This window comes from Nesterenkonia xinjiangensis (assembly GCF_013410745.1).
Lineage (GTDB): Bacteria > Actinomycetota > Actinomycetes > Actinomycetales > Micrococcaceae > Nesterenkonia > Nesterenkonia xinjiangensis.
The window spans coordinates 844,636-871,385 of record NZ_JACCFY010000001.1 but is presented as its reverse complement, the minus strand read 5'-3'; the positions used below and the strand labels follow the sequence as shown (position 1 = coordinate 871,385).

Below are 26,750 nucleotides of genomic sequence, written 5' to 3'. Positions count from 1 at the left end.
CCATGGCAAAGATCAAGAAGGACGACCTCGTCCAGGTGCTCAGCGGCAAGGACCGCGGCAAGCAGGGCAAGGTCCTCGAGGTGCACCCTGCCAAGGAGCGCGTCGTCGTCGAGGGCGTCAACCGGATGAAGCGTCACCTCCGTGCCGGCCAGTTCGGCAACACCGAGGGCGGCATCGTCGAGTCTGAGGCCGCCATCCACATCTCCAACGTCGCCCTGGTGGACCCGGAGACGGGCAAGACCACCCGCGTCGGCTACCGGGAGGAGACCGTCGAGCGTGACGGCCGCACCAAGACTGTGCGGGTCCGCTACGCCAAGGCCTCCGGAAAGGACCTGTGATGACCGAGGTGCAGAGCGTGACCGAGAAGATCACCCCCCGTCTGAAGAACAAGTACCGCTCCGAGATCCGCGACGCGCTGCAGGTCGAGTTCGGCTACGGCAACGTCATGGAGGTCCCCGGCCTGGTCAAGGTCGTGGTCAACATGGGTGTCGGCGAGGCCGCACGCGACTCCAAGCTCATCGATGGTGCCGTGCGTGACCTGACCAACATCACCGGCCAGAAGCCGAAGGTCACTCGCGCCCGCAAGTCCATCGCGCAGTTCAAGCTGCGTGAAGGCCAGCCGATCGGCACGCACACCACGCTGCGCGGAGACCGCATGTGGGAGTTCATCGACCGCCTCGTCACGCTGGCGCTGCCGCGCATCCGTGACTTCCGCGGCCTGAGCCCCAAGCAGTTCGACGGCAATGGCAACTACACGTTCGGCCTGACCGAGCAGGCGGTGTTCCACGAGATCGATCAGGACTCGATCGATCGCGCCCGGGGCATGGACATCACTGTGGTGACCACCGCCAAGACCGATGACGAGGGTCGTGCGCTGCTGAAGGCGCTCGGCTTCCCCTTCAAGACCGAACAGTAAACACTACGCCGCAGGTCCTTTCACCAGAGGTTCCATCGCACCCGGCCGGTCCGGGTTCGACGAGTTCCTTCGGAGATCGGAAACCGCGGTGAGGAAGGGCACACGCCCCACATGACAATGACTGATCCAGTCGCAGACATGCTGACGCGTCTGCGCAACGCCAACTCGGCCTACCACGACCAGGTCTCCATGCCCAGCTCCAAGCTGAAGGTGCGGGTGGCCGACATCCTCAAGGCCGAGGGTTACATCACCGAATGGCGCGAGGAGGAGGCCGAGGTCGGAAAGACCCTGGCCATCGACCTCAAGTTCGGCCCGAACCGTGAGCGTTCGATCGCCGGCCTGCGCCGCATCTCCAAGCCCGGCCTCCGGGTGTATGCGAAGTCCAACAACCTCCCGCACGTGCTGGGCGGTCTGGGCATCGCGATCCTGTCCACCTCTTCCGGTCTGCTCACGGACCGGCAGGCTGCCAAGAAGGGCGTCGGCGGGGAAGTCCTCGCCTACGTCTGGTAACCGGAAGGAGTCGAAGCACAATGTCACGCATCGGTCGTCTTCCGATCACCATCCCTGCCGGCGTCGAGGTCTCCCTCGATGGCCGTGAGATCTCCGTGAAGGGCTCCAAGGGCGAGCTCCACCGCACCCTCTCCGAGGGCATCGGCGTCACCGTCGAGGAGGGCACCATCACGGTGACCCGCCCCGACGATGAGCGCGAATCCCGCTCGCTGCACGGCCTGACCCGCACCCTGATCAACAACATGATCATCGGTGTGACCGAGGGCTACATCAAGAAGCTCGAGATCGTCGGCACCGGCTACCGGGTGCAGGCCAAGGGCTCGGACCTCGAGTTCGCCCTGGGCTACTCGCACCCGATCCAGGTGACGGCCCCCGTGGGCATCACCTTCCAGGTCGAGGGTGCCACCAAGCTCGCGGTCTCCGGCATCGACAAGCAGCAGGTCGGCGAAGTCGCCGCCAACATCCGCAAGCTGCGCAAGCCTGACCCGTACAAGGGCAAAGGCGTGCGCTACGAGGGCGAGCAGATTCGCCGCAAGGCCGGAAAGGCAGGTAAGTAACGCATGGCTATTGGTATCAAGGGCAAGTCGAAGTCCGCTGCCCGCGGCCGTCGCCACCTCCGCCTGCGCAAGAAGATCAGCGGGTCCGCCGAGCGTCCGCGCCTGGTGGTCACCCGTTCCGCCCGCCACATGGTGGCTCAGGTCGTCGACGACGCCCGCAGCCGCACGCTGGTCTCCGCCACCACGATGGAGGCGGACCTGCGCAGCTTCGACGGTGACAAGACCGCCAAGGCGAAGAAGGTCGGCGAGCTGATCGCCGAGCGCGCCCAGGCCGCCGGCATCGGCGCTGTGGTCTTCGACCGCGGCGGCAACAAGTACCACGGTCGCGTGGCCGCCGTCGCTGACGGGGCTCGGGAGGGTGGTCTGAAGCTGTGAGTGAGAACACCGACAACACTGTGAAGGACTCATCTGTGACTGAGGCCAACGAGAACGCCGCCCAGGCTGCTCAGCAGCCGCAGGCCGGCGAGACCCAGCAGGCCGCTGACAAGGGCTCCGGTCGAGGCGGTCGTGACGAGCGCGGCGGCCGTGGTGGCCGTGGGCGTGGTCGCGGCGAGGGCCGAGGCCGCGGCGCCCGCGACGACGATCGGGACAAGTTCCTCGAGCGCGTCGTGACCATCAACCGCGTCTCCAAGGTCGTCAAGGGTGGTCGTCGCTTCAGCTTCACTGCCCTGGTCGTCGTCGGCGACGGTGACGGCATGGTCGGCGTCGGCTACGGCAAGGCCAAGGAGGTGCCCGCCGCGATCCAGAAGGGCGTGGAGGAGGCCAAGAAGAACTTCTTCCGCGTTCCGCGCGTCGGCTCCACCATCCCGCACCTGGTCACCGGTGAGGACGCCGCCGGCGTCGTGCTGCTGCGTCCGGCATCCCCGGGTACCGGTGTGATCGCCGGTGGTCCGGTCCGTGCCGTGCTGGAGTGCGCAGGCATCCACGACGTGCTCACCAAGTCCATGGGCTCGGTGAACGCGATCAACATCGTGCACGGCACCATCGACGCGCTGAAGCAGCTCGAGGAGCCCCAGGCCGTGGCGGCACGCCGCGGCAAGGCTCTCGACGAGGTTGCACCGGCCCCGATGCTCCGCACCATGGAGGCGGACCGCGAGGCCCGTGCGCAGAAGGCAGGTGCATGAGGGTGACTGTCAACTACACCACCGCCAAGAACCTGGTCCCCGGCGACCGCAAGCTGGAGATCACCCAGAAGAAGTCCACCATCGGCGCCACGCCGAAGCACCGTGACACCGTGCGTTCGCTGGGCCTGAAGCGGATCGGCCACACTGTGGTCCGAGACGCCGACGCCGTCACCGTGGGCATGCTGAACAGTGTGAAGCATCTCGTGAATGTCGAGGAGGCCAAGTGATGGCAGAGAACAACGCTGCCGGGTCCGACGTCCTCAAGGTCCACGACCTGCGTCCGGCCCCCGGCTCCAAGAAGGCCCGCACTCGTGTGGGTCGTGGTGAGGCCTCCAAGGGCAAGACGGCAGGTCGCGGCACCAAGGGCACCAAGGCCCGTTATCAGGTCCGTGCCGGCTTCGAGGGTGGGCAGCTTCCGCTGCACATGCGCCTTCCGAAGCTGCGCGGATTCAAGAACCCCAACCGGGTCGAGTTCTCTCCGGTGAACCTGTCCACCCTCGGGGAGCTCTTCCCCGAGGGCGGCGAGGTGACTCCGGAGATCCTCATCTCCAAGGGTGCGGCCAAGAAGGGCCGTCCCGTGAAGGTCCTCGGCTCCGGTGAGATCTCCGCCGCGGTGCAGGTGAAGGCTCACGCCTTCTCCGCCTCCGCCGAGGAGAAGATCACCACGGCCGGAGGTTCGGTCGAGAAGCTGGACCTTCGTCCGGCTCAGGGCTGAACGGCTCGACGCTGATGTATGACGGCCCCCGTCGCGTGCGACGGGGGCCGTCGTGCATCGTCAGCCCCTGCATGGTTCTGCCTCGCTGAAGACGCCCGGGAGCGCCCGGTGACGGGCTGAGGTTCGGGCAGGATTCTCGCAGGCCCCGCATGTGACGTTAGTATGGCTATTTGTGTGGCCGCCGGACTCCGGTGGCTTCGCACTGTCGCCATGCCGAGGCACCATCCACAGGAGGACGCTTGTTCAGCGCACTAGCCAGGGTGTTCAAGACGCCCGACCTGCGCCGTAAGATCTGGTTCACGATCGGGATCATCACGATCTACCGCATCGGAGCCTTCGTCCCGGCCCCCGGGGTGGACTACGGCGCCGTCCAGCAGTGTCTTGAGCTGGGCACCACTGAAGGAGGCGTGTACTCCTTCGTGAACATGTTCTCCGGCGGTGCGATGCTCCAGGTGTCAGTCTTCGCGCTGGGCATCATGCCATACATCACTGCGGCCATCATCGTGCAGCTGCTGCGCGTGGTCATCCCACGGTTCGAGAACCTCCAGCGTGAAGGTGCGCAGGGCCAGGCGAAACTGACCCAGTACACCCGCTATCTGACCATCGGTCTCGCCACGCTCAACGCCACCACACTGGTCGCCACGGCGCGCTCCGGCGCTCTGCTCGGATGCGACATCCCGATCATCCCGGACGACTCCCTGTGGGTGATCGTCCTGATGATCCTGGTGATGACCTCCGGCGTGGCCCTGATCATGTGGCTCGGTGAGCAGATCACCGAGCGCGGCGTCGGCAACGGCATGTCGATCCTCATCTTCGTCTCCATCGCCGCCGGCTTCCCCGGCGCGATGGGCGAGATCTGGACCGTCCAGGGCTGGCGGACCTTCGCCATCGTGATGCTGATCGGACTGGTGACCATCACGGCGGTCGTCTTCGTCGAGCAGTCCCAGCGCCGCGTGCCGGTCCAGTACGCCAAGCGTCAGGTCGGCCGCCGCACCGTGGGCGGCACCTCGACCTACATCCCGATCAAGGTCAACATGGCCGGCGTCATCCCGGTCATCTTCTCCTCCTCGGTGCTGATGCTCCCCTCGGTGTATCTGCAGTTCAATCAGCCTGCTCCGGGGGAGGAGCCCGGCTGGTTCTCGAACCTGGTGCAGACCTACTTCTCCGGCGGCACCCACCCCGTCTACATGGCGGTCTTCTTCCTGCTGACCATCGGCTTCACCTACTTCTATGTGACGATCACGTTCAACCCGAACGAGGTCGCCGAGAACATGCGCAAGTACGGCGGCTTCATCCCGGGCATCCGGGCCGGTCGGCCCACGGAGGGCTACCTGGCCTACGTGATCTCGCGCATCACCTTCCCCGGTTCGCTGTACCTGGGCTTCATCGCCCTGATCCCGCTCATCGCCTTCGTGCTGATCGGGGCCAACCAGAACTTCCCGTTCGGCGGAACCTCCATCCTCATCATGGTGGGTGTGGGTCTGACCACTGTGAAGCAGATCAACGCTCAGATGGAACAGAGGAACTACGAAGGGCTGCTGCGATGACGAGAATGCTGATCGTCGGACCCGCGGGGTCGGGCAAGGGAACCCAGTCGAAGAGGATCTCCGAGGAGCTCGGGATCGTGGCCATCTCCACCGGAGACATCTTCCGTGCCAACATCAAGGGCCAGACGGAGCTGGGCCAGGAGGCTCAGAAGTACGTCGACGCCGGTGAGCTGGTCCCGGACTCGGTGACCAACCGCATGGTGGAGGACCGCCTCTCCTGGGAGGACGCGCAGGAGGGCTTCCTGCTGGACGGCTACCCGCGCAACCGCACCCAGGTCACCGCGCTGGACGAGATGCTCTCTCGCCTGGGCGTGGAGCTCGACGTCGTCCTGGAGCTCACCGCCGACCGCGAGGAGCTGACGCAGCGGCTGAAGAGGCGTGCCGAGATCGAAGGCCGTGAGGACGACGCCGATGAGGACGCCATCCGCCGTCGTCTCGAGCTGTTCCAGACCGAGACCGCGCCGATGATCTCCGCGTACGACTCCCGTGGGCTGCTGCGTCAGGTGGACGGCCTCGGCGCCATCGATGAGGTCAACAGCCGCATCATGGAAGCGATCCGCTCCTGATGTTCTCGCGTCCCCGGGTGGAGCTGAAGACCCCGGAGCAGCTCGCGTCGATGGACGCCGCCGGATCCGTGCTGTGTGAGGCGCTGGATGCCGCCGTCGCTGCCGCAGAGCCGGGGCGGACCACGGCGGAGCTGGATGCGATCTTCGCCGAGGTGCTGGCCGCCCACGAGGCGAAGCCCAACTTCCTGAACTACCACGGGTTCCCCGGGCACATCTGCGCCTCGGTCAATGACGAGGTGGTGCACGGGATACCGGGTGGCCGAGTCCTGCAGCCCGGGGATGTGCTGAAGATCGACGGCGGCTGCATCATCGATGGCTGGCATTCCGACTCGGCGCGCACCGTGATCCTGGGCTCCTCCGCCGAGGGCACCGCCGACGCTGGGGACGAGCGCCTTTCGGAGATCACTCGCCAGGCGATGTGGCGCGGGATCGCCGCGTTCGCCGTCGCCCGACATGTGGGGGAGATCGGGGAGGCCGTCGAGGAGTACGTGGTCTCCCAGCCGGGGGAGCGGCTCGGCATCCTGGAGGACTACGTCGGCCACGGGATCGGTTCCGCCATGCATCTGCCGCCCGATGTCTTCAACTATGCCACCGGTATGAAGGGCACGAAGATCAGGCCCGGGCTCGCGCTGGCCATCGAGCCGATGCTGACCCGTGGGGGAATCGAGACCCGGGTGCTCGATGACGACTGGACCGTGGTGACCGAGGACGGCAGCCGTGCCAGCCAGTGGGAGCACTCGGTGGCCCGGCATGAGGGCGGGATCTGGGTCCTCACCGCTGCCGACGGCGGCGCCTCCGAGCTGGAGCCGCTGGGCATCACCCCCGTTCCCCTCAGCTGATCCGGCCCTGCTTCCTGGCGCCCGATCCATCAGCTGGGGACGTGGCAGAGGCCCTCAGATTCCGTTGAATTGCCGGGCCGACCCGCGTCAGGTAGGATTGACTGCTGGTTGTCTCTGTGGTTCAGCCGTGCCCGCAGACCGGCGGGCGTCATGCGCTCCCGGTCCTCAGGTCGGCGAGGCTCAGCGGCGTCTGTCAGAAACAGAACCAGATTCTCCCGGCCCGCACATGTGCGCGGCGGCATCATTCCTCATGATCACGGGCCAGACGGTGCGTCGCGCCGTCCTCGGTCAGATATGCGGGCGCCGTCGGCCTCGCGCGGGCACCAGACGGGGGAGTCGCGAACGGTGTGGAGCATATGGGTAAAAAAGAAGGTGTGATCGAGGTGGAGGGCCGGGTGACCGAGGCCCTTCCCAACGCGATGTTCCGTGTGCGTCTGGAGAACGACCACGTGGTGCTTGCCACGATCTCGGGCAAGATGCGCCAGCACTACATCCGGATCCTCCCCGAGGACCGGGTCGTAGTGGAGATGAGCCCGTATGACCTCAACCGTGGACGTATCGTCTACCGCTACAAGTAAAGAGGAAAGTCATGAAGGTTCACCCCAGCGTGAAGCAGATCTGCACTGACTGCAAGGTGATCCGCCGCAACGGCGTGATCCGTGTGATCTGCAAGAATCCGCGCCACAAGCAGCGCCAGGGCTGAGCTCCTCACCATTCTGCACACGATGAAGTGAGGGCGCCCGCGCGCTCGACCACAGCTCAATGATGAATAGCAGTGCAGTCCGTGGATGAGCTGCACGGACACACCTCCGGTTGCCGAAGGCCGGAGACCCGCTGACGGCGTCACCTCCGACGCCGGACGCCCCCGATGCACGCATCGGGCGGGTCCCAGAGGGAACGCACTGCTTGAGACCTTCGGACTAGAAAGAGGAGGACTGCCATATGGCACGTCTGGCTGGTGTGGACATCCCGCGCGAGAAGCGCACGGTGATCGCACTCACTTACATCTACGGCGTCGGCAAGACACGCGCCAACCTGGCCATCGAGGCCACCGGGATCGCCCCGGACACCCGCGTCAAGGACCTGACTGACGAGCAGCTGGTCGCTCTGCGTGACTACATCGAAGGCAGCTTCACCGTCGAGGGTGACCTCCGTCGTGAGGTCGCCGCGGACATCCGCCGCAAGGTCGAGATCGGTTCCTACCAGGGCCTGCGCCACCGTCGTGGTCTGCCGGTCCGCGGTCAGCGCACCAAGACCAACGCTCGCACCCGCAAGGGTCCGAAGCGCACCGTCGCAGGCAAGAAGAAGTAGTTCGACGTGATGCCCTCGGCCTGAGTCCGTCGGACCGGCCGGCACACGCAGATCAGACCAACTGAGTCACGGAGAGAATATGCCCCCCAAGACCCGCGCAGCGGCACGCAAGCCGCGCCGCAAGGCCAGCAAGAACATCACCCAGGGCCAGGCCCACATCAAGTCAACCTTCAACAACACGATCGTCTCCATCACGGACCCCACCGGCGCCGTGATCTCGTGGGCGTCGTCGGGCGAGGTCGGCCACAAGGGTTCCCGCAAGTCCACCCCGTACGCCGCGCAGATGGCCGCCGAGCAGGCTGCCAAGCGTGCCCAGGAGCACGGCATGCGCAAGGTCGACGTCTTCGTCAAGGGCCCGGGTTCCGGTCGTGAGACCGCCATCCGCTCCCTGCAGGCCGCCGGTCTCGAGGTCGGCTCCATCTCGGACGTCACCCCGAGCGCGCACAACGGCTGCCGCCCGCCGAAGCGCCGTCGCGTCTGAGCGACCTTCTCCAGGACAATGATCCCCGCCGCGACCTCCCTGGTCGCGGCGGGGATGAGCATCATCATCGCTGAGACTGCGTCATATAGCGGATGCACTCTGAAAGGAACCACCAGTGCTCATTGCACAGCGCCCCACGCTGACCGAAGAAGTCGTCGCAGACAACCGTTCCCGCTTCATCATCGAACCCCTGGAGCCGGGCTTCGGCTACACCCTGGGCAACTCGTTGCGTCGCACCCTGCTGTCCTCCATCCCTGGCGCCGCGGTGACCAGCATCCGGATCGACGGCGTGCTCCACGAGTTCACCACCATCGCCGGTGCCAAGGAGGACGTGACTGAGCTCGTCCTCAACGTCAAGCGGCTCTCCGTCTCCTCGGAGCACGACGAGCCCGTCGTCGCCTACCTGCGCAAGGAGGGCCCGGGGGAGGTGACCGCCGCGGACATCACCCCGCCGGCAGGTGTGGAGATCCACAACCCGGAGCTCCACCTGGCCACCCTCAACGAGGACGGCAAGCTCGACCTGGAGCTGACCGTCGAGCGCGGCCGCGGCTACGTCTCGGCCTCGCAGAACAAGGCCGGCGACTCGGAGATCGGCCGCATCCCGGTCGACTCGATCTACTCGCCGGTCCTGAAGGTCAGCTTCAAGGTCGAGGCGACCCGTGTCGAGCAGCGCACCGACTTCGACAAGCTCATCGTCGACGTCGAGACCAAGCCGTCCGTCGTGCCGCGTGACGCGCTGGCTTCGGCCGGCACCACACTGGTCGAGCTGTTCTCACTGGCTCGTGAGCTCAACGTCGCCGCCGAGGGCATCGAGATCGGCCCGTCGCCGACCGACGCCGCCCTCGCCGCCGACATGGCTCTGCCCATCGAGGACCTCGAGCTGACCGTGCGCTCCTACAACTGCCTCAAGCGCGAGGGCATCCACACCGTGGGTGAACTCGTGGCACGCTCCGAGGCCGACCTGATGGACATCCGCAACTTCGGTGCGAAGTCCATCGACGAGGTCAAGGACAAGCTCACGGAGCTCGGCCTGTCCCTGAAGGACTCCCCGGCGGGCTTCGACCCGACGGCGGCCCGCTTCCAGGAGGCGGGCGAGGGCGAGTACCTCGAGGGCGAGCAGCAGTTCTGAGGGACTGACGCACACGACAACATCTGCGCGTCGCAGGGGATGTGACCCGGCGGCGCACCATCCAAGGAGAACGAGACCATGCCTACTCCCACCAAGGGACCGCGCCTGGGCGGCAGCCCGTCGCACGAGAAGATGATGCTGCAGAACCTCTCTGCCAGCCTGTTCGAGCACCGCTCGATCACCACCACCGTGACGAAGGCCAAGCGCCTGCGTCCCTACGCCGAGCGCCTGATCACCATCGCTAAGAAGGGCGACCTGGCGGCTCGCCGCAAGGTGGTCGGCCAGCTGAGCGCCAAGAACTCCACCAACCAGGCGATCGTGCACGAGCTGTTCACCGTGATCGCCCCGGCCATGGCGGAGCGCGAGGGTGGCTACACCCGCATCACCAAGATTGGCAACCGCAAGGGCGACAACGCTCCGATGGCCGTCATCGAACTGGTGATGGAGCCCGTCTCCCCGAAGCAGGCTGTGGTGAAGGAGGCCGAGCAGGCCGCCGCCGCCCAGGTCGAGGAGGAGCCGGTCGAAGAGGCTCCGGTCGAAGAGGCCGCCGCCGAGGAGCCCACCGCCGAAGAGACTACGGAGGAGACCTCCGAGGAGACCGAGGACAAGTGAGTCCTCGGGGCCTGAGGGCCTCGTGAGTCGTCTCTACCGGCCTCCGGTGCGCCAGGAGCCCCCGATCCCTGCAGGGATCGGGGGCTCCTGCGTGTCTGTGGTGACGGCGGTCCGGCCCGATACCCTGGAGGCCATGACAGACGTGAGGATCCGACTCGACCTGGCCTACGACGGCGGGGCCTACCGCGGCTGGGCCGCCCAGCCCGGGCTGCGCACTGTGGAGGGAGTGCTCACCGACGCGCTGGCCACCCTGATCCGCCGCCCGGTGAAGGTCGTCGTCGCCGGCCGCACCGACGCCGGAGTCCATGCTCGCGGCCAGGTCGTCCACCTGGACCTGCAGCGCGCCGAGTGGGAGGGACTCTCCCGAGGCCGGGACATTCCCCCGCAGGCGGCGATCCTGCGTCGACTGGCCGGCGTGCTCGCGCCTGAGGAGGGCGCCGTCGTCGTCCGTGCCGCCGCGGAGGTTCCCCCGACCTTCGATGCGCGGTTCTCGGCGTTGAGCCGCAGCTACACGTACCGCCTCGCCGATGAGCGCGCCCGGCGTGATCCGCTGCGTCGCGCGGACACCGCCTGGCACCGGGCCCGGCTCGACGACGCGCTGATGGCGGCGGAGACCTCCGGGCTGCTCGGGCTCCATGACTTCGGCAGCTTCTGCCGCCCCCGGGAGAGGGGCACGACCATCCGCGAACTGCACGAGTTCAGCATCGCCCGCGGCGAGGACGGCGTGCTCACCGCTCGGCTCACTGCCGACGCCTTCTGCCACCACATGGTCCGAGCGCTCATCGGCGCGGCCGTGGACGTGGGGGAGGGGCGCCGGGAGCCGGGGTGGCTGATGCAGCGTCTGGGCACCCCTGAGTGGGACTCCGCGGTTCGCCTGGCCGCACCGCATGGACTGGTCCTGGAGTCGGTGGCCTACCCGGAGGCGGAACGGCTCGCCGCACGTGCGGAGCAGACACGGGCGACCCGTCCGACCTCGCCGGCCTGAGGGTCGGCCCGCACCTGAGACGTGCAGCGTGCCCTGGGCGTGCATCAAAGTGATGTTCCCCACCCAGTGGGCGGGGTCACGACTCGACGTCGCCCCAGCTTCCGCCGGGAGGACGGGGTGAGCAGGATCCGAGGCTCCTGCGGGGAGTGGAAGCGCTTTCTGGAGCGTGGGGTAGGGTGCCACAGTTCCGCACCGTCTGCGACGTGGCTCATGGGCCGCGCATCATGGGTCGCAGACCCCGTCGACTCGAAGGACCACCTCCTGATGAGCACCACCACCCGATCCCAGGATCCCGCGGTCACCGCCGTGACGTGGGTCGTCCTGGTTGCCGCGTTCGGCGGCTTCCTCTTCGGCTTCGACACCGCTGTGATCAACGGCGCCGTCGGCGCCATCCAGGACACCTTCGGCCTCTCGGAGGTGCTGATCGGTTTCACGGTCTCCTCCGCGCTGCTCGGCTGCATGGTCGGCGCCTGGATCGGCGGGGCCCTCTCCGATCGTCTCGGCCGCGTGCGCGCCATGCTCATCGCGGCGGCCGCGTTCTTCGTCTCGGCGCTCGGCTCCGGCCTGGCGGTGGACACCGTGGACCTGATCATCTGGCGCGTGCTCGGCGGCATCGGGGTGGGCATGGCTTCGGTCATCGCACCCGCGTACATCGCTGAGGTCGCGCCCACCAATCTGCGCGGTCGGCTGGGCTCGCTGTGGCAGCTGGCCATCGTCATCGGCATCTTCGCCGCCGCCGTCTCCAACGCCTTCATCTCCAACCTGGCCGGCGGCGCCTCCGGTGAGCTCTGGTTCGGCGTGGAGGCCTGGCGCTGGATGTTCATCATCGAGTCCGTCCCGGCGCTCATCTACGGACTGCTGGCCACCTCCATCCCGGAATCTCCGCGCTATCTGGTCTCGCGTGGGGACGACACCCGAGCCGCGAAGGTGCTGCGCGAGGTCGTCGGGCTCACTCGGGAGGCCGAGGTGCGCGAGAAGATCTCCGAGATCAGCCGCACCATCAATATGGAGTCCCGTCAGCGCCTCCGGGATCTGCTGGCCTCGGGGAAGGTCATGCCCATCGTGTGGGTCGGGCTGGGGCTGGCGGTCTTCCAGCAGTTCGTGGGCATCAACGTGATCTTCTACTACTCGAACACCCTCTGGCAGTCGGTGGGGATCCCCGAGGACCAGTCCTTCCTCATCCAGGTCATCACCACCACGGTGAACATCATCGCCACCGTGGTCGGCATCATGATCGTGGACAAAGTGGGCCGCCGCATCCCGCTGGCGATCGGTTCGGCCGGCATGGCGGCAGGTCTGGCCATGATGGCCGTGGCCTTCTCCCAGGCCGTGGTCGCCGAGGGCGCCGGTGGGGAGGAGATCGTCAGCCTGCCCGGAGCCTGGGGGGTCGTCGCGCTGATCTCGGCCAACGTGTTCGTGCTGTTCTTCGGGGCCACCTGGGGCCCGTTCATGTGGCTGCTGCTGGGAGAGATGTTCCCCAACCGCATCCGAGCGATCGCCCTGGGCCTGACCGCCTCGGCGAACTGGGCGGCCAACTTCGTGATCTCCACGATCTTCCCCTCCATGGCGGAGCTGTCGCTGGTCTTCGCCTATGGCTTCTACGCCGTCTCCGCGCTGCTGTCGCTGGTCTTCGTGCTGAAGTGGGTCCCGGAGACCAAGGGGCGTGAGCTCGAGGACATGGCCGAGGGGGCCTACTCGAAGCAGGGCTGAGTCCGGCCGGCGCGGCTGACCGGATCAGCCGTCGATGACGGCGACGAGCTCGTCGAGGAAGGACTCGAAGTCGTGTCCGCGGCGCAGGATGCGCTGCACCGAGGCACGTTCGCTGAAGACCTCCACCAGCTGCTCGAAGATCGTCTGGAAGGCCTCACGCTCCTCCTCGCTGAACGCCACCAGGGCCACCACCTGCACCCGGGCGTCGCCCCAGGGCACGGAGCCTTCGGCGATGCCCAGGGCGATGGCGGTCCGGCTGGCGGTCATCTGCAGCGCGTGCGGCACCGCCAGCGCCTCGGTGAACGCCGTGGAGGAGAGCTGTTCGCGCTCCACGGTGCGGTCGATGTAGCCCTGGTCGATGATGCCTCGGGCGGCCAGCGGCGCGGCGAGCCGGCGGATCGCCTGCTCCTCGTCGTTGGTGTCCAGGGGCCGGATGAACGCATCCGCGCTGAGGTAGCGCTTCAGCTCTTCACGCAGCCGCGCCAGTCGACGTCCCCGGCGCAGCCGAGACGCGGCCAGGGTGATCCGCTCCAAGTCCGCCTGCGTGAGGAAGGGCGGCAGGGTGACGGTCCGCTCGTCGCGCTGGGGCGGCTCGATGGTGGTCAGCACCAGATCGGTGTCCAGAGCTGCCCAGTCCGGGTCCGCCTGGGTCTCCACCCCGACGACCTCGATGCTGGGCCCCAGGGCCCCGGCGATCCGTGAACGCAGCAGCTCATGCAGCTCGTAGTAGCCGGGGCAGACGATCGTGGCGGTGAGCACCGACTCCGCCATGCGGCTGCGTTCCAGCCTGCCTCCCACGTGCATGGCGATATAGGCGATCTCATCGTCGTGGATCTCCACGTCCAGCCGCTGCGCCACGTGGCTGGCGATAGAGACGGCCACCTGGAAGATCATCGGGTAGGCGGACTTCAGCGAGCGGGTCAGCGGATTCCTGACCGTGGCGTGCTCCCGGGAGCGAAGCACGAGGTTCTGCACGTGCAGGCTGAGCCGCCGGATGAACTCCTCCTCCACGATGTCCACCAGATAGCCGTGAGCGGCATGGGTCACGGCCTCGCGCACCGTGGCCTCGATCTGCGGGTCCAGCCGGACCTGCTCCCGGGTGGCTCCGCCCGGTGCGACCACGCGGGTCAGCACCAGGGAGGAGAGGTGCTGCAGGTCCCCGGGGCCCAGGGAGACCTCGAAGTGGCGGCGACTGAGCGAGTCGATGGTGGCGGTCAGCCGGCGCTGGTCCGGGCTCGGATCCCCGTGGGTGCTCTGCAGGGCATGGCCTCGCAGCACCCGGTCGGCGGCGATGGCGGAGTGCAGGGCGACGTCGGCGGCGGCGAACTCGTTGACGTACCAGCCCAGTGAGGCCAGTTCCGCGGTGAGCTCGCGGGTGAAGGCCCCGAAGGCGGCGCTGTCCACCGTGCCCAGACCTGCGGCACGACGCAGCGCCTCGACGTCGAAGGTGCCCTCCTCCATCTCCTCATGGGCGAGCCGAGAGACCAGGCGGCGCTGGGCGAGCTCGTCGCCCAGCAGCCGCACTCGGGGGCCGCTGCGTGCCAGGTGCAGCTCGGTGCCGTCGAGCAGCCCGCGCACCCGCGCGAGGTCGGCCTCCACGGTGGCCTCGCTGACGAACAGCCGCTCGGCCGTCGCGAAGATGTCGAGGCCGTCCTCAGCCTCCAGCAGCACGCGCACCAGGCGGTGCAGACGGTCCCGCGGGGTCTCCTGCGTGTGGTCGGCGCGCAGCCCGGCCAGCACCGGGCGGTGGGCGCGGTAGCCCGAGGGACCCGACTCGACGGCGTCGCCGTCCGCGGTCCGGGCGTTGATCTGGGCGATGTAGGAACGCACGCTGCGCGGGGTCACCCCCAGCAGGTCCGCCAAGGCGGCCGCGGTGGTCCAGCCGCGATCGCGCAGCAGCAGGGCGACCAGCTGGTCCTGGCGCTGCCGGGTCATGGCATGCCCCCTCCTACGCATCGGATGGATGATGAGCGGGCCCTGCTCCCGCGTGCTGGCAGGGCTGGGCTCCCCGCCCACCCTACCCGCGGCCGGCATCGCCACAGACGGCGCCCCGACCCGGGTGACCGGGGGTTTCCGCAGGGGCGGAAACATCAGTGGTTGTGACCGGGATCTCTCCGCACGGAGAATCGTCCTCAGGAGCAGAGGGCGCTGAAGGGGCTGGTGATCGATGGAGATCCTGGTGGTGTGCGGCGCGGGAGCGTCCAGCACGTTCGTGGTCCAGCGGGTCCGGGGGGCACTGCAGCGGGCCGGGCTCGCCCACACCGCTCGGGCGGGCGCGGAGTCCGCACTGGACGGGGACCTCGACGATGTCGGCCTGGTCCTGGTCGGGCCCCATCTGCAGGCCTCCCTGGAGGACATCCGCACCCGGATCACCGGCGCTGAGGTGGCGCTCCTCCCACCGGACGTCTTCGGCGACCTCGACGGGTCCCGCACCCTCGAGCTGATCCTCGAATCCCTGCATCTCGCACCGTTGCATCTCACTCGCCCCGCTGGGGCACCTGACGAAAGGCACACGCCATGACGACGACGTCGACGTCGCCCGTCGCGCAGTCCCCGGAGAAGAAGTCTCCGGGGGGCCTGCGCGTCGGAGTCCAGAAGGTCGGATCCTTCCTCTCGGGCATGATCATGCCCATCATCCCCGCGCTCATCGCCTGGGGCATCATCACCGCGGTGATCGTGAACGTCGATGAGTTCACCGAGGGTACGGCGGCCACGGATGCTTTCGGCGAGATCATCGGCCCGATGATCCACTACCTGCTGCCCATCCTGATCGCGGTCCAGGGCGGCAAGATGATCTACGACATCCGCGGCGCCGTCGTCGGGGCCACGGCCACCTTCGGCGTGATCGTCGGTTCGGACTTCCTCATCGCGCAGGCCAACGCGGCCCTTCCCGAGGGCGTGGATGACATCAACGAGATCCACATGTTCATCGGCGCGATGATCATGGGGCCGCTCGCGGCCTGGGTGATCAAGCGTCTCGACGCCCTGTGGGAGGGCAAGGTCAAGGCCGGCTTCGAGATGCTGGTCAACATGTTCTCTGCCGGCATCACGGCGTTCCTGATGGCGGTGGTCGGCTTCTTCGCCCTCGCGCCGATCGTCAACGGTCTGATGGACGTCCTCGGCGGTGCCGTGCGGTTCCTGGTGGACAACGGCCTGCTGCCGCTGACCTCGATCATCATCGAACCCGCGAAGGTCTTCTTCCTCAACAACGCCATCAACCACGGGGTGCTCACTCCACTGGGGATCGCCGAAGCCGCGGCGGAGGGTAAGTCCATCCTGTTCCTGCTGGAGGCCAACCCCGGCCCCGGCTTCGGCGTGCTGATGGCCTTCACCGTCTTCGGCGTCGGGGCCGCCCGTGCCACCGCCCCGGGGGCTGCGCTGATCCAGTTCGCCGGAGGCATCCATGAGGTCTACTTCCCGTATGTGCTGATGAAGCCGGCCCTGTTGCTGGCCGTCATCGGCGGCGGTGCCACCGGCGTGGCCACCAATGTGCTCTTCGACGCCGGCCTGCGGGCACCTGCCGCGCCGGGTTCGATCTTCGCGGTGCTGATCCAGACCGCCTCTGACTCCTACCTCGGCGTCACCCTCTCGGTCATCCTCTCCGCGGCGGTCAGCTTCACCATCGCGGCGATGATCCTGCTCGCCAGCCGTAAGCGGGACCTGCAGGGCGACGACTCCTTCTCCGACGCCGTGGCCCGCACAGAGGCCGCGAAGGGCAAGTCCTCCGCGGCGCTGGCCGGTCTGGCCGCCCAGGCCTCCTCCGGCGAGGCCGCCGGCCGGATCAATTCGATCATCTTCGCCTGCGACGCCGGCATGGGGTCCTCTGCGATGGGCGCCTCGGTGCTCCGCAAGAAGATCGCCGACGCCGGCATCGAAGGTGTCACGGTCACCAACAAGGCCGTCGCCTCGCTGCCCGGTGACACCGACCTGGTCATCACGCAGCAGCAGCTGACCGAGAGGGCGCGCGGACAGGAGCCGCAGGCGATCCACGTCTCGGTGGACAGCTTCATGGACGCTCCGGAGTACGAGGAGGTCGTCGAACTCGTCCGTCGCAGCGCCGAGGGCGGCGACGCCCAGCCCATCGCGGTCGGCGCAGGGCCGGCCGAAGAGGTCTCGGCGCCGGCGTCCGCGCAGCCCGAAGCCTCCGGCATTCTGAGCAGGGACCGAGTCCGCATCCACGCCGGCTCCGCCACCCGGGACGAGGCCATGGCGGAGGCCGCCGCCGCTCTGGAGGCGGCCGGCGCGGTCACCGGGGAGTACCTGGCGGCCATGCACCAGCGTGAGGAGACCGTCTCCACCTTCATGGGCAACGAGCTGGCCATCCCGCACGGCACCCATGAGGCCAAGGACGCCATCAGGGCATCCGCCCTCTCGGTGGCCCGGTACGACGATGGCGTCGACTGGGGCGGCCAGCGCGCCACCTTCGTCGTCGGCATCGCCGGGGTGGGGGAGGAGCACCTGCAGATCCTCTCCCGCATCGCCCGCCTGTTCGCCGACAAGCAGGCCGTCCAGCGGCTCAAGGACGCCGCCACCGAGGACGAGCTGCTCGAGCTCCTCTCCGTGGTGGACGAGGGCTGACCATGGAGTCGACAGGAGGACCATCGATGAAGGCAGTGCATTTCGGTGCGGGGAACATCGGCCGCGGGTTCGTCGGGCTGCTGCTCCACGAGGGGGGCTACGAGGTCGTCTTCTCCGACGTCGTCGCCCCGCTGGTGGCGGCCCTGGACGCCGCCGAGAGCTACACCGTCCACGAGGTCGGCGACGGGGGGACAGACCGGGTGGTCGAGGGGTTCCGGGCGATCAGCTCCGCCGAATCCCCGGAGGCGGTGGCCGAGGAGGTGGCCACCGCTCAGGTAGTGACCACCGCCGTCGGGCCCACCGTACTGAAGTTCATCGCTCCGCATGTGCTCGCCGGGCTGCGGCGTCGTGACCCCGCGGCGGCGCCGCTGCAGGTGATGGCCTGTGAGAACGCGATCGGAGCCACTGACACCCTGGCCGGACACATGCGGGAGCACGCCGGTGCGGACTGGGAGCAGCTCTCGGCCCGCGCGGTCTTCGCCAATACGGCGGTGGACCGTATCGTGCCGGGGCAGCCCGCGGGGGCGGGGATCGACGTCACCGTGGAGCCCTTCTACGAGTGGGCGATCGAGCGGGGTCCGTTCGGGGAGTCCCTGCCGCAGATCCCGGGTGCGCATTTCGTCGACGACCTCGGCCCGTACATCGAGCGGAAGCTGTTCACCGTGAACACCGGACATGCGGCGGCCGCGTATCTGGGAGCCCGTGCCGGGAAGGATCGGATCGCCGAGGCGCTCGCCGAGGACTCCGTGGCCGCCGGGGTGGCGGCCGCGCTGGAGGAGACCTCGGCGCTTCTGGTGGCCAAGCACGGCTTCACGCCCGAGGACATGACGGAGTACCGCAGGACCATCTTGGGCCGGTTCCGCAATCCGGCCCTGCCGGACACCGTCCAGCGGGTGGGGCGTCAGCCGCTGCGCAAGCTCTCCCGTCACGAGCGGCTGATCGGCCCCGCCGCCCAGGCGGTGGAGCGGGGTCTGTCTGCGGACGGGCTGCTCGCCGTCGTCGACGCCGCCCTGGACTTCCGGGATCCGGAGGATGAGCAGGCCCGCCAGCTGGAGGGCCTGCTGGCCGACCTCCCCCCGCGTAAGTTCGTGGAGCAGGTCACCGGGCTGGAGGCGGAGCACGCGCTGGCCGGACCGGTGGAGCAGCTGGTGGCCCGCCGCCGCGGCTGAGTCTGGCTCCACCACATCGACTGGGCGATATGACCGCTTCTTGGGTGCTCTGGGCGCCGTGGTAGCAGCCATATCGCCCAGTCGCTGTCCACGGTGGGAGTGCTGTGGCCGTTCGAGGCTCGACGCTCTGACGAGGCCCGGGGCTGCCACATTGCCGCAGTCGATGCCAGCCGGTATAGTAAACAGCTGTTGTGCGTGTCCACTCCTGCGTGGGCTCGTGTCGAGGCGGTTCAGTTGCATGGCCGTATGCCTCCACGAGCAGCAGGGGAACTCACGGGCCCGGCATCTTTCCAGCCCTCACCTGGGAAGCCGGACGGCGCACTCGCGAAGAAACAGCCACTGACGTACGGTGCTTCTCACACCACCATGTGTCCAGTGCGCTGATCCGTAGAACACCGACCGAAGGCATCATCACCGTGCGTACGTACACTCCGAAGCCTGGCGACGCCGACGCTCAGTGGCACATCATCGACGCCACCGACGTCGTGCTGGGTCGTCTGGCAAGCCAGACCGCCGCACTGCTGCGCGGCAAGCACAAGCCGACCTTCGCTCCCCACCAGGACATGGGCGACTTCGTCATCATCATCAACGCTGAGAAGGTCGCCGTCACCGGCGACAAGGGCCAGAAGAAGCGCTACTGGCGCCACTCGGGCTTCCCCGGCGGCATCTCGTCCATGACGTTCGACGAGATGATCCAGCGTCACCCGACTCGTGCGGTCTACAACGCCGTCAAGGGCATGCTGCCGCACAACAAGCTCGGCGCCGCACAGCTCAAGAAGCTGCGCGTCTACGCGGGCCCGGAGCACCCTCACGTGGCTCAGCAGCCCAAGCCGTACGAGATCTCCCAGGTCGCTCAGTAGTCCTGGCCACCCGACACGAGAACATTTTCAAGGAGAACCGTGGCTCAGAACACTGAAGAGCTGAACACTTCCGAGGAGCCCACCAGCTTCACCTCGGAGTCCGCCCCCGTCCAGGAGACCGGCGAGGCCGAGCGCGCCCCGCTGACCGTCCCCGGCGCCGCCATCGGCCGCCGCAAGCGGGCCCGTGCGCGAGTGCGCATCGTGCCCGGCTCCGGCCAGTGGACCATCAACGGCCGCAGCCTGGAGGAGTACTTCCCCAACAAGCTGCACCAGCAGGAGGTCAACGACCCCTTCACCCTGCTGGACCTCAAGGGCGCCTACGACGTCGTCGCCCGCATCGACGGCGGCGGTCCCTCCGGCCAGTCCGGCGCCCTGCGCCTGGGCATCTCCCGTGCGCTCAACGAGATCGACCGCGACCACAACCGTCCGGCGCTGAAGAAGGCCGGGTTCCTGACCCGCGACGCGCGCGCCGTCGAGCGGAAGAAGGCCGGTCTCAAGAAGGCCCGCAAGGCTCCGCAGTACTCGAAGCGCTGATCTCAGCCGCTGTCGCCCCACGCCGCTGAACCAGCGGTGCGGAGCACCACGAGGACCCCGCCCGGCATATGCCGGACGGGGTCCTCGTGTGTCTGGGGCTGGCTCGCCCGGTGCTCCCAGGCGTCCCGTGCGCGTCCTGCACACCGACATCACGTCTGCACCAGCAGATCTGATGAGGCAGACGTGATCTGACGGTGCAGGTCAGCGAGTGGCGACGGTGTCGGTGCAGGAGCACCGCTCCGCTATGGCTAGACTTGTCCGCATCATGGCACGACTTTTCGGAACCGACGGAGTCCGCGGTGTGGCCAATGGCCTGCTGACCGCCGAACTCGCACTGACCCTCTCCCAGTCCGCCGCAGAGGTGCTCGGCCACCGCCGCACCCCTCCAGGGCGCCGCCCGGTGGCGGTGGTCGCTCGCGACCCCCGCGTCAGCGGAGAGTTCATCTCCGCTGCCGTGCAGGCCGGCCTGGCCAGCGCCGGCGTGGACGTCCACGACGCCGGTGTGCTGCCCACCCCGGCCGCGGCATTCCTCGTGGCGGACATCGACGCGGACTTCGGGGTGATGATCTCCGCCTCGCACAACCCCGCGCCGGACAACGGCATCAAGTTCCTGGGACGCGGCGGCCACAAGCTCGATGACGCCCTGGAGGACGAGATCGAAGAGCAGCTCGGGCATGAGCCTCCCCGCCCCGTGGGCGGAGAGGTCGGCCGCGTGAGGCGCTTCGCGGACGCGGAGGACCGCTACGTGGTCCACCTGCTGCGCTCCCTGGGCGGAACCTCGCTGAAGGGTCTGAAGATCGTGCTGGACTGCGCCCACGGAGCGGCCTCGGGGTGCTCCCCGGAAGCTTTCGTGGACGCCGGGGCCGAAGTCGTGGTCATCGGGGCGGAACCCGACGGGCTCAACATCAACGACGGGTGCGGCTCCACCCATCTGGAGCAGCTCCAGGATGCCGTGGTCTCCCAGGGAGCGGACCTGGGCATCGCGCACGACGGCGACGCCGACCGCTGTCTGGCCGTGGACCACACAGGCGCCGTCGTCGACGGCGACCAGATCATGGGAGTCCTGGCCCTGGCGCTGCACGCCTCCGGGCAGCTGAAGGACGGCACGCTCGTGGTGACGGTGATGAGCAACCTGGGACTGAAGCTGGGCATGCAGAAGGCGGGCATCACCGTGGTGGAGACGGCCGTGGGCGACCGCTACGTGCTGGAGGGCATGCGCGCCGGAGGATACTCGCTGGGCGGTGAGCAGTCCGGGCACCTGATCTTCTCCGAGTTCGCCACCACGGGCGACGGCGTGCTCACCGGACTGCAGCTGGCCGCCCGGGTGGCGGCCACCGGCAAGTCCCTCCACCAGCTCACGGAGGAGGCCATGGAGCGGCTCCCTCAGGTGCTGGTCAACGTCTCCGGGGTGGACAAGGCCCGCGTGAAGACCCATGACGCCGTCCTCGCCGCCGTCGCGGAGACCGAAGGTCGCCTGGGGGAGGCGGGACGCGTGCTGCTGCGTCCCTCCGGGACCGAACCGGTGGTGCGGGTGATGGTGGAGGCCTCCACCGCGGAGATCGCCCGCGAGGAGTCCGAGACCCTGGCGGCCGTCGTCCGCTCCGAGCTGGCGCTCTAGTTCCCGGCACCCCGCGGTGCTGCGAGGATCAGCGGGACGCCTGCTGGGCCTGGAGCAGGTCGCGGATCTCGGTGAGCAGCTGCACGTCCGCCTCGACGTCCTCGGCGTCATCGAGGCCCAGGCGGCGCTTGCGGGCCTCGATGATCTTGTTCATCGGGACCACGACCACCACGTAGATGGCCGCGGCGATGAGCAGGAAGTTGATCAGCTGGGTCAGCAGCACGCCGAAGAGGATGTCGTTCCCGTTCAGCGAGACCACCGCGAAGCTGTCGAAGTCCGGAGCTCCCACGAGCGCGGAGATCAGCGGCATGAGCACGTGCTCCACCAGCGCGTTGACGACGGCGGCGAAGGCCGTCCCGATGACGACGGCGACGGCGAGGTCCACGACGTTGCCCTGCAGGATGAACTCTTTGAATCCCTTGATCATGGCCTGATTCTAAGCACGACAGGTCAGGACTGTCTTCCGGGGGCAGACCTGATCGCGCCGAGTGTGACGCAGAACATCATCAGCGCGCAGAGGCTGCACCGAGCCGCGGTGGGCGCTCAGTCCTCCGCCTCGTCCGAGGGATACTCCGGAGCGGGCGGCTCGTCCCAGAACTCCTCCAGGGTCACCGCCTCCTCGTGGACGGCCTCCGCAGTCTCCACCCCGACGTAGCGAAGATGCCAGGGCTCGTAGGCGTAGCCGGTGATGTCCTCGCTGCCCTCCTGGTAGCGGATGATGAACCCGAACCGGTGGGCATTCTCTGCCAGCCAGATGCCCTCGGCGGTGTCCCCGAAGCAGGCGCCGAGCCCGCACGAAGCGTTGTCATAGGCGATCACATCGGCGGCGAGCCCGGTCTGGTGCTCCGAATGGCCGGGACGGGCGGTGTATTCGTCGGCGCCCTCCACGCCCATCTCGGCGGCGCGCGCGTCATAGAGCGTCTGCTGATAGCCGTGGGATCGGTAGGCGCTGGTCAGGGTGAGCAGCAGCCCTTCGGCGTCCGAGGCCTCGAACAGCTCCACCAGCGCCTCAGAGGGCTCCTCACGTAGCAGCATGCCGTCGCGCACGGAGCGCACCTCCGGGGTGACCAGATCATCAGGCTGGTAGTCCAGCGGCTCCAACGGATTGAGGCGATTGACCAGCACGTGGATGGAGTCCGGATCGAAGGACGCGTCGCTGACCCGGGGATAGTACTCCTCGGGGGACTGGGTGTCGGTCCGCCGGGTGGAAGGCTCAGAGCCTCCCGAGGCGTCCGTGTCGGCGTCAGCGCCAGTGTCAGCGCCAGTGTCAGTGTCAGCATCGGCGTCCGTGGCAGGCGCGGCCTCGGACTCGCCGTCGTCGGTATCCTGCTCGGCTCCCTGCTCGGCCGTCTGTTCGGCCGCCTGCTCGGAGGCCGGCTCCCGGTCTGCTCCGCTGAACGTGTCGACCAGCCGTGCGCCGCCCCAGCCGAGCCCGGCGAGCAGCACCAGCAGCAGCGCCACCACCAGGAGTCGACGTCGGCGGATCACCGCGGCGGAAGGGCGACGTCGGCGTCCGGAACCTGCGGTGGAGCCGGTGGGCTGCCGGGCGGATGGCGGAGATGTCGGAGAGCTGGGGCTCACGGGGACCGAGTCACACCTTTCTCAGCAGGACGCGGGAGACGGAATGGTCGCTGTCCTTGCTCATCACCAGCCGGGCACGGGACCGGGTGGGCTGGATGTTCTCCCGCAGGTTCGGGCCGTTGATCCGGTGCCAGATGTCGGTGGCGCGCTGCACCGCCTCCTCGTCGGAGAGGAAGGAGTACTGGTGGAAGAAGCTCTCCGGGTTCGCGAAGGCGCCGGTGCGCCAGCGCATGAACCGGTCCACATACCACTGCTCGATGTGGCGCGGCTTGGCATCCACGTAGATGGAGAAGTCGAAGAAGTCGCTCAGCGCGAGCCCGGTGGTGCCGTCGGCGCGGACCCGGGCGGGCTGCAGCACGTTCAGTCCCTCCACGATCAGCACGTCGGGGCGCCGGATCACGACCTCCCTGTCCGGGACGATGTCGTAGTAGAGGTGCGAGTACCACGGGGCGCGCACCTCGGGCTTGCCGGACTTCACCTCGGAGACCATGCGCAGCAGCTTGCGCCGGTCATAGGCCTCCGGGAACCCCTTGCGCTCCATGAGGCCCCGGCGGCGCAGCTCCGCGTTGGGATAGAGGAAGCCGTCGGTGGTGACCAGCTCCACCCGCGGGGTCGAGGGCCAGCGGCGCAGCATCTCCTGGAGCACGCGGGCGGTCGTGGACTTCCCGACGGCCACCGATCCGGCCACGCCGATGACGAACGGGGTGCGCCGGGCGTTGCCTCCCAGGAAGTCGTTGGTGGCCGCGCGCAGGTGGGCGGCCGACTCCACATAGATGGACAGCAGGCGGGAGAGCGGCAGATAGATCTGGGCCACCTCGTCCAGCGAGAGGTGCTCGCCGATGCCGCGCAGCCGGTCGACGTCCTCCTGGTTCAGCGGCTGCTCGATCGTGTCGGCCAGCCGCGACCAGGCCCGGCGGTCCAACTCCACGAAGGGCGAATAGTGGTCAGAGGAGTCCGCAGCCATCGGGGGTGATCCCGCCCACGGAGCCGTGCCCGCGACCTCGGCCGGAAGAGGGCCTGTGGGATGCGGCTCGGTCGGGATCGGAGCCGCGGGGCGCGGATGCTCATCAGAGTGCGGTGACACGTGAACACGATACGCTATGTCGCATGTGTGGAATCGTCGGCTACATCGGCCTGCCTGAGAAGACTGCTGGACACAACGCACTCGACGTGCTCCTCGAGGGGCTTCGCCGCCTGGAGTACCGCGGGTACGACTCCGCCGGCGTCGCGACCATCGCCGGGGGAGCCGTCGAGGCGCGCAAGAAGGCCGGCAAGCTGGCCAACCTCGTCACGGAGATCGAGACCGCGCCGCTCACGCCTGCGACCCTGGGCATCGGGCACACCCGTTGGGCCACCCACGGCGGCCCCACTGATCAGAACGCCCACCCGCACCTGGGGGACGAGGGCAGGCTCGCCGTCATCCACAACGGCATCATCGAGAACTTCGCCGAGCTCAAGGAGCGCCTCCTCGCCGACGGATGCACCTTCGACTCGCAGACCGACACCGAGGTGGCCGCCCAGCTGATCGGCCGGCACTTCGCAGGCGACGCCGCCGGTGACCTCACCGAGGCCATGCGCCTGGCCTGCCAGGAGCTCGACGGCGCCTTCACCCTGCTGGCGGTGCACGCCGACCAGCCGGACCGGGTGGTCGCCGCCCGCCGCAACTCGCCGCTGGTGGTCGGCCTGGGCGAGGGAGAGAACTTCCTGGGCTCCGACGTCTCCGGCTTCATCGACTTCACCCGCGACGCCGTGGAGCTCGAGCAGGACCAGATCGTCACCATCACCTCCGACGCGGTCGCCATCATCGGCTTCGACGGCACACCGGCCGAGGGCAAGCGGTTCCGCGTGGACTGGGACGCCGCCGCCGCGGAGAAGGGCGGCTACGACACCTTCATGGAGAAGGAGATCAACGAGCAGCCCAAGGCGGTCGAGGACACCCTGCTGGGCCGCACCGACGCCGAGGGCCGTCTCACCCTGGACGAGCTGCGCATCGATCCGCAGGAGCTCAAGGACGTCCAGAAGATCATCGTGCTGGCCTGCGGCACGGCCGCCTACGCCGGCACCGTGGCCAAGTACGCGATCGAGCACTGGTGCCGCATCCCCGTGGAGGTGGAGCTGGCCCACGAGTTCCGCTACCGGGACCCGATCATCGACGAGACCACGCTGGTGGTCTCCATCTCCCAGTCCGGGGAGACCATGGACACCCTGATGGCGGTCCGCTATGCCAAGGAGCAGGGCGCCCGCACGCTGTCCATCTGCAACACCAACGGGGCGACCATCCCCCGCGAGTCCGACGCCGTGCTCTACCTGCATGCCGGCCCGGAGATCGCGGTGGCCTCCACCAAGGCCTTCCTGGCGATGATCGCCGCGGCCTACCTGCTGGGCCTCTACCTCGCCCAGCTGCGCGGTCAGCTGTTCCAGGGCCAGATCTCCGACATCCTGGCCGACCTGCACAAGATCCCCGGCAAGATCCAGACGATCCTGGACGGCTCCGAGCAGATCAAGCAGCTCGCCCGGGACATGAAGGACACCCCCTCGGTGCTCTTCCTGGGACGCCACGTCGGCTATCCCGTGGCCATGGAGGGTGCGCTCAAGCTCAAGGAGCTGGCCTACATCCACGCCGAGGGCTTCGCCGCCGGTGAGCTCAAGCACGGCCCCATCGCGCTGATCGACGAGGGCCAGCCGGTCTTCGTGGTGGTCCCGTCCCCGCGCGGCCGCGACTCGCTGCACTCCAAGGTGGTCTCCAACATCCAGGAGGTCCGCGCCCGGGGTGCGAAGACCATCACCGTGGCCGAAGAGGGCGACGACTCGGTGCGGCAGTTCTCCGAGTCGGTGTTCCGCGTCCCGGAGACGCAGCCGCTGCTGATGCCGCTGCTGACCACTGTCCCGCTGCAGATCTTCGCCTGCGCGCTGGCCTCGGAGAAGGGGTTCGACGTCGACCAGCCGCGCAACCTCGCCAAGTCCGTCACCGTCGAATGAGCCGCTGTGTCCGGTGCGAGCCGGGCGCGGCGGTCCTCGCCCCGAACACCCGCTGAAGGAGGACCTGCCGTGATCGTCGGGATCGGTGTGGACGTCGTGCTCGTCACGCGCTTCACCCAGCAGCTGAAGAAGGCTCCCGCCCTGCGGGAGCGGCTCTTCGTCCCGGCGGAGCGCCCGCTGACGGTGCGCTCGCTGGCAGCCCGTTTCGCCGCCAAGGAGGCGGTGGCCAAGGCCCTGGGCGCCCCTGCCGGGATGAACTGGCAGGACTGCCAGGTGGTGCTCGACTCCCGCGGTGCCCCCCAGGTGGAGGTCACCGGAACAGTCGCTGAGGTCGCGCGGGCGCGCGGCGTCGTGCGCTGGCACCTCTCGCTGTCCCACGACGGCGACGTCGCCACCGCCATGGTAGTGGCCGAGGGGAAGGGCTGACCC

Annotated in this window: 31 protein-coding genes; 27 read left to right on the top strand and 4 right to left on the bottom strand. The window is 68.3% G+C overall.

The features are described 5' to 3' along the window. The first annotated feature begins 2 nt into the window (after positions 1-2). The 19 genes from rplX (at position 3) to HNR09_RS03945 (ending at position 13,002) form a co-directional block, all read left to right on the top strand. Positions 3-338, top strand: coding sequence for a 50S ribosomal protein L24 (gene rplX / locus HNR09_RS04035; RefSeq protein ID WP_179540881.1), 336 nt, complete (start codon positions 3-5; stop codon positions 336-338). Further along, entirely contained in the window at positions 338-916 is a 579-nt protein-coding gene (rplE, locus tag HNR09_RS04030) for a 50S ribosomal protein L5 (RefSeq protein WP_179540880.1), read from the top strand. The genes rplX and rplE overlap by 1 nt, the downstream gene beginning before the upstream one ends. A gap of 111 nt (positions 917-1,027) precedes the next feature. After that, complete coding sequence (gene rpsH, locus HNR09_RS04025; protein WP_179540879.1) at positions 1,028-1,426, top strand: 30S ribosomal protein S8; 399 nt, start codon at positions 1,028-1,030, stop codon at positions 1,424-1,426. A gap of 20 nt (positions 1,427-1,446) precedes the next feature. Continuing rightward, positions 1,447-1,983, top strand: a complete 537-nt coding sequence (rplF, locus tag HNR09_RS04020; protein WP_179540878.1) for a 50S ribosomal protein L6 — start codon at positions 1,447-1,449, stop codon at positions 1,981-1,983. Positions 1,984-1,986: 3 nt separating this feature from the next. Further along, positions 1,987-2,358 carry a 50S ribosomal protein L18 gene (gene rplR, locus HNR09_RS04015; RefSeq protein WP_179540877.1) on the top strand — a complete coding sequence of 124 codons (372 nt, stop codon included), beginning with the start codon at positions 1,987-1,989 and terminating at the stop codon, positions 2,356-2,358. Positions 2,359-2,393: 35 nt separating this feature from the next. Further along, a complete protein-coding gene (rpsE, locus tag HNR09_RS04010; RefSeq protein WP_378937580.1) occupies positions 2,394-3,107 on the top strand; it encodes a 30S ribosomal protein S5 in 714 nt (237 codons plus the stop codon). Then, complete coding sequence (gene rpmD / locus HNR09_RS04005; protein WP_179540875.1) at positions 3,104-3,334, top strand: 50S ribosomal protein L30; 231 nt, start codon at positions 3,104-3,106, stop codon at positions 3,332-3,334. Before rpsE ends, rpmD begins: the two co-directional genes overlap by 4 nt. Then, positions 3,334-3,822 (top strand): 50S ribosomal protein L15, encoded by a 489-nt coding sequence (rplO, locus tag HNR09_RS04000; RefSeq protein ID WP_179540874.1) that lies wholly within the window; start codon positions 3,334-3,336, stop codon positions 3,820-3,822. Before rpmD ends, rplO begins: the two co-directional genes overlap by 1 nt. Before the next feature lie 239 nt (positions 3,823-4,061). Next, a complete protein-coding gene (secY, locus tag HNR09_RS03995; protein WP_179540873.1) occupies positions 4,062-5,369 on the top strand; it encodes a preprotein translocase subunit SecY in 1,308 nt (435 codons plus the stop codon). After that, complete coding sequence (locus HNR09_RS03990) at positions 5,366-5,935, top strand: adenylate kinase (RefSeq protein ID WP_179540872.1); 570 nt, start codon at positions 5,366-5,368, stop codon at positions 5,933-5,935. The genes secY and HNR09_RS03990 overlap by 4 nt, the downstream gene beginning before the upstream one ends. Beyond that, the gene (gene map, locus HNR09_RS03985; protein WP_378937586.1) at positions 5,935-6,774 is read left to right on the top strand and encodes a type I methionyl aminopeptidase; all 840 of its coding nucleotides are present in this window, start codon (positions 5,935-5,937) and stop codon (positions 6,772-6,774) included. Before HNR09_RS03990 ends, map begins: the two co-directional genes overlap by 1 nt. A 356-nt stretch (positions 6,775-7,130) precedes the next feature. Continuing rightward, a complete protein-coding gene (gene infA / locus HNR09_RS03980; RefSeq protein ID WP_070162529.1) occupies positions 7,131-7,352 on the top strand; it encodes a translation initiation factor IF-1 in 222 nt (73 codons plus the stop codon). An 11-nt stretch (positions 7,353-7,363) separates the two neighbouring features. Beyond that, a complete protein-coding gene (rpmJ, locus tag HNR09_RS03975; protein ID WP_179540871.1) occupies positions 7,364-7,477 on the top strand; it encodes a 50S ribosomal protein L36 in 114 nt (37 codons plus the stop codon). Positions 7,478-7,716: 239 nt separating this feature from the next. Next, positions 7,717-8,085, top strand: a complete 369-nt coding sequence (rpsM, locus tag HNR09_RS03970) for a 30S ribosomal protein S13 (protein WP_179540870.1) — start codon at positions 7,717-7,719, stop codon at positions 8,083-8,085. A 79-nt stretch (positions 8,086-8,164) separates the two neighbouring features. Then, entirely contained in the window at positions 8,165-8,566 is a 402-nt protein-coding gene (rpsK, locus tag HNR09_RS03965) for a 30S ribosomal protein S11 (RefSeq protein WP_179540869.1), read from the top strand. Between the two features lie 115 nt (positions 8,567-8,681). Further along, the gene (locus HNR09_RS03960) at positions 8,682-9,695 is read left to right on the top strand and encodes a DNA-directed RNA polymerase subunit alpha (RefSeq protein ID WP_179540868.1); all 1,014 of its coding nucleotides are present in this window, start codon (positions 8,682-8,684) and stop codon (positions 9,693-9,695) included. 78 nt (positions 9,696-9,773) lie between these two features. Continuing rightward, positions 9,774-10,307 carry a 50S ribosomal protein L17 gene (rplQ, locus tag HNR09_RS03955; protein WP_179540867.1) on the top strand — a complete coding sequence of 178 codons (534 nt, stop codon included), beginning with the start codon at positions 9,774-9,776 and terminating at the stop codon, positions 10,305-10,307. A gap of 133 nt (positions 10,308-10,440) precedes the next feature. Beyond that, a complete protein-coding gene (gene truA, locus HNR09_RS03950) occupies positions 10,441-11,292 on the top strand; it encodes a tRNA pseudouridine(38-40) synthase TruA (protein ID WP_179540866.1) in 852 nt (283 codons plus the stop codon). A gap of 210 nt (positions 11,293-11,502) precedes the next feature. Continuing rightward, on the top strand, positions 11,503-13,002 hold the full coding sequence (locus HNR09_RS03945) for a sugar porter family MFS transporter (protein WP_281366337.1): 1,500 nt from the start codon (positions 11,503-11,505) through the stop codon (positions 13,000-13,002). Between the two features lie 24 nt (positions 13,003-13,026). On the opposite strand, the gene HNR09_RS03940 is transcribed toward HNR09_RS03945, so the two are convergent. Beyond that, positions 13,027-14,937 carry a BglG family transcription antiterminator gene (locus HNR09_RS03940; RefSeq protein ID WP_179540864.1) on the bottom strand — a complete coding sequence of 637 codons (1,911 nt, stop codon included), beginning with the start codon at positions 14,935-14,937 and terminating at the stop codon, positions 13,027-13,029. A 232-nt stretch (positions 14,938-15,169) separates the two neighbouring features. Between HNR09_RS03940 and HNR09_RS03935 the strand changes: the two genes are divergently transcribed. The 6 genes from HNR09_RS03935 to glmM all read left to right on the top strand — a co-directional run bounded on the left by HNR09_RS03935 (position 15,170) and on the right by glmM (position 21,761). Next, positions 15,170-15,523 carry a PTS sugar transporter subunit IIB gene (locus tag HNR09_RS03935; protein WP_179540863.1) on the top strand — a complete coding sequence of 118 codons (354 nt, stop codon included), beginning with the start codon at positions 15,170-15,172 and terminating at the stop codon, positions 15,521-15,523. Next, positions 15,520-17,580 (top strand): PTS mannitol transporter subunit IICBA, encoded by a 2,061-nt coding sequence (locus HNR09_RS03930; RefSeq protein ID WP_179540862.1) that lies wholly within the window; start codon positions 15,520-15,522, stop codon positions 17,578-17,580. Before HNR09_RS03935 ends, HNR09_RS03930 begins: the two co-directional genes overlap by 4 nt. A 26-nt stretch (positions 17,581-17,606) precedes the next feature. Next, the gene (locus HNR09_RS03925; protein ID WP_179540861.1) at positions 17,607-18,749 is read left to right on the top strand and encodes a mannitol-1-phosphate 5-dehydrogenase; all 1,143 of its coding nucleotides are present in this window, start codon (positions 17,607-17,609) and stop codon (positions 18,747-18,749) included. A 416-nt stretch (positions 18,750-19,165) separates the two neighbouring features. Continuing rightward, positions 19,166-19,609 carry a 50S ribosomal protein L13 gene (rplM, locus tag HNR09_RS03920; RefSeq protein WP_179540860.1) on the top strand — a complete coding sequence of 148 codons (444 nt, stop codon included), beginning with the start codon at positions 19,166-19,168 and terminating at the stop codon, positions 19,607-19,609. 39 nt (positions 19,610-19,648) lie between these two features. Further along, positions 19,649-20,143, top strand: coding sequence for a 30S ribosomal protein S9 (gene rpsI, locus HNR09_RS03915; protein WP_179540859.1), 495 nt, complete (start codon positions 19,649-19,651; stop codon positions 20,141-20,143). Between the two features lie 265 nt (positions 20,144-20,408). After that, positions 20,409-21,761 carry a phosphoglucosamine mutase gene (glmM, locus tag HNR09_RS03910; RefSeq protein WP_179540858.1) on the top strand — a complete coding sequence of 451 codons (1,353 nt, stop codon included), beginning with the start codon at positions 20,409-20,411 and terminating at the stop codon, positions 21,759-21,761. Between the two features lie 28 nt (positions 21,762-21,789). Here the strand turns inward: glmM and mscL are convergent, their stop codons facing one another. From mscL to coaA, 3 genes are all read right to left on the bottom strand, one after another. Continuing rightward, positions 21,790-22,188 (bottom strand): large conductance mechanosensitive channel protein MscL, encoded by a 399-nt coding sequence (mscL, locus tag HNR09_RS03905; RefSeq protein ID WP_179540857.1) that lies wholly within the window; start codon positions 22,186-22,188, stop codon positions 21,790-21,792. Between the two features lie 116 nt (positions 22,189-22,304). Then, positions 22,305-23,342, bottom strand: coding sequence for a D-alanyl-D-alanine carboxypeptidase family protein (locus HNR09_RS16455; RefSeq protein ID WP_179540856.1), 1,038 nt, complete (start codon positions 23,340-23,342; stop codon positions 22,305-22,307). A 10-nt stretch (positions 23,343-23,352) separates the two neighbouring features. Beyond that, complete coding sequence (gene coaA / locus HNR09_RS03895; RefSeq protein WP_179540855.1) at positions 23,353-24,306, bottom strand: type I pantothenate kinase; 954 nt, start codon at positions 24,304-24,306, stop codon at positions 23,353-23,355. A gap of 143 nt (positions 24,307-24,449) precedes the next feature. Between coaA and glmS the strand changes: the two genes are divergently transcribed. Further along, positions 24,450-26,321, top strand: a complete 1,872-nt coding sequence (glmS, locus tag HNR09_RS03890; protein WP_179540854.1) for a glutamine--fructose-6-phosphate transaminase (isomerizing) — start codon at positions 24,450-24,452, stop codon at positions 26,319-26,321. A gap of 69 nt (positions 26,322-26,390) precedes the next feature. Then, the gene (locus HNR09_RS03885; protein ID WP_179540853.1) at positions 26,391-26,747 is read left to right on the top strand and encodes a holo-ACP synthase; all 357 of its coding nucleotides are present in this window, start codon (positions 26,391-26,393) and stop codon (positions 26,745-26,747) included. Positions 26,748-26,750 lie beyond the last annotated feature (3 nt).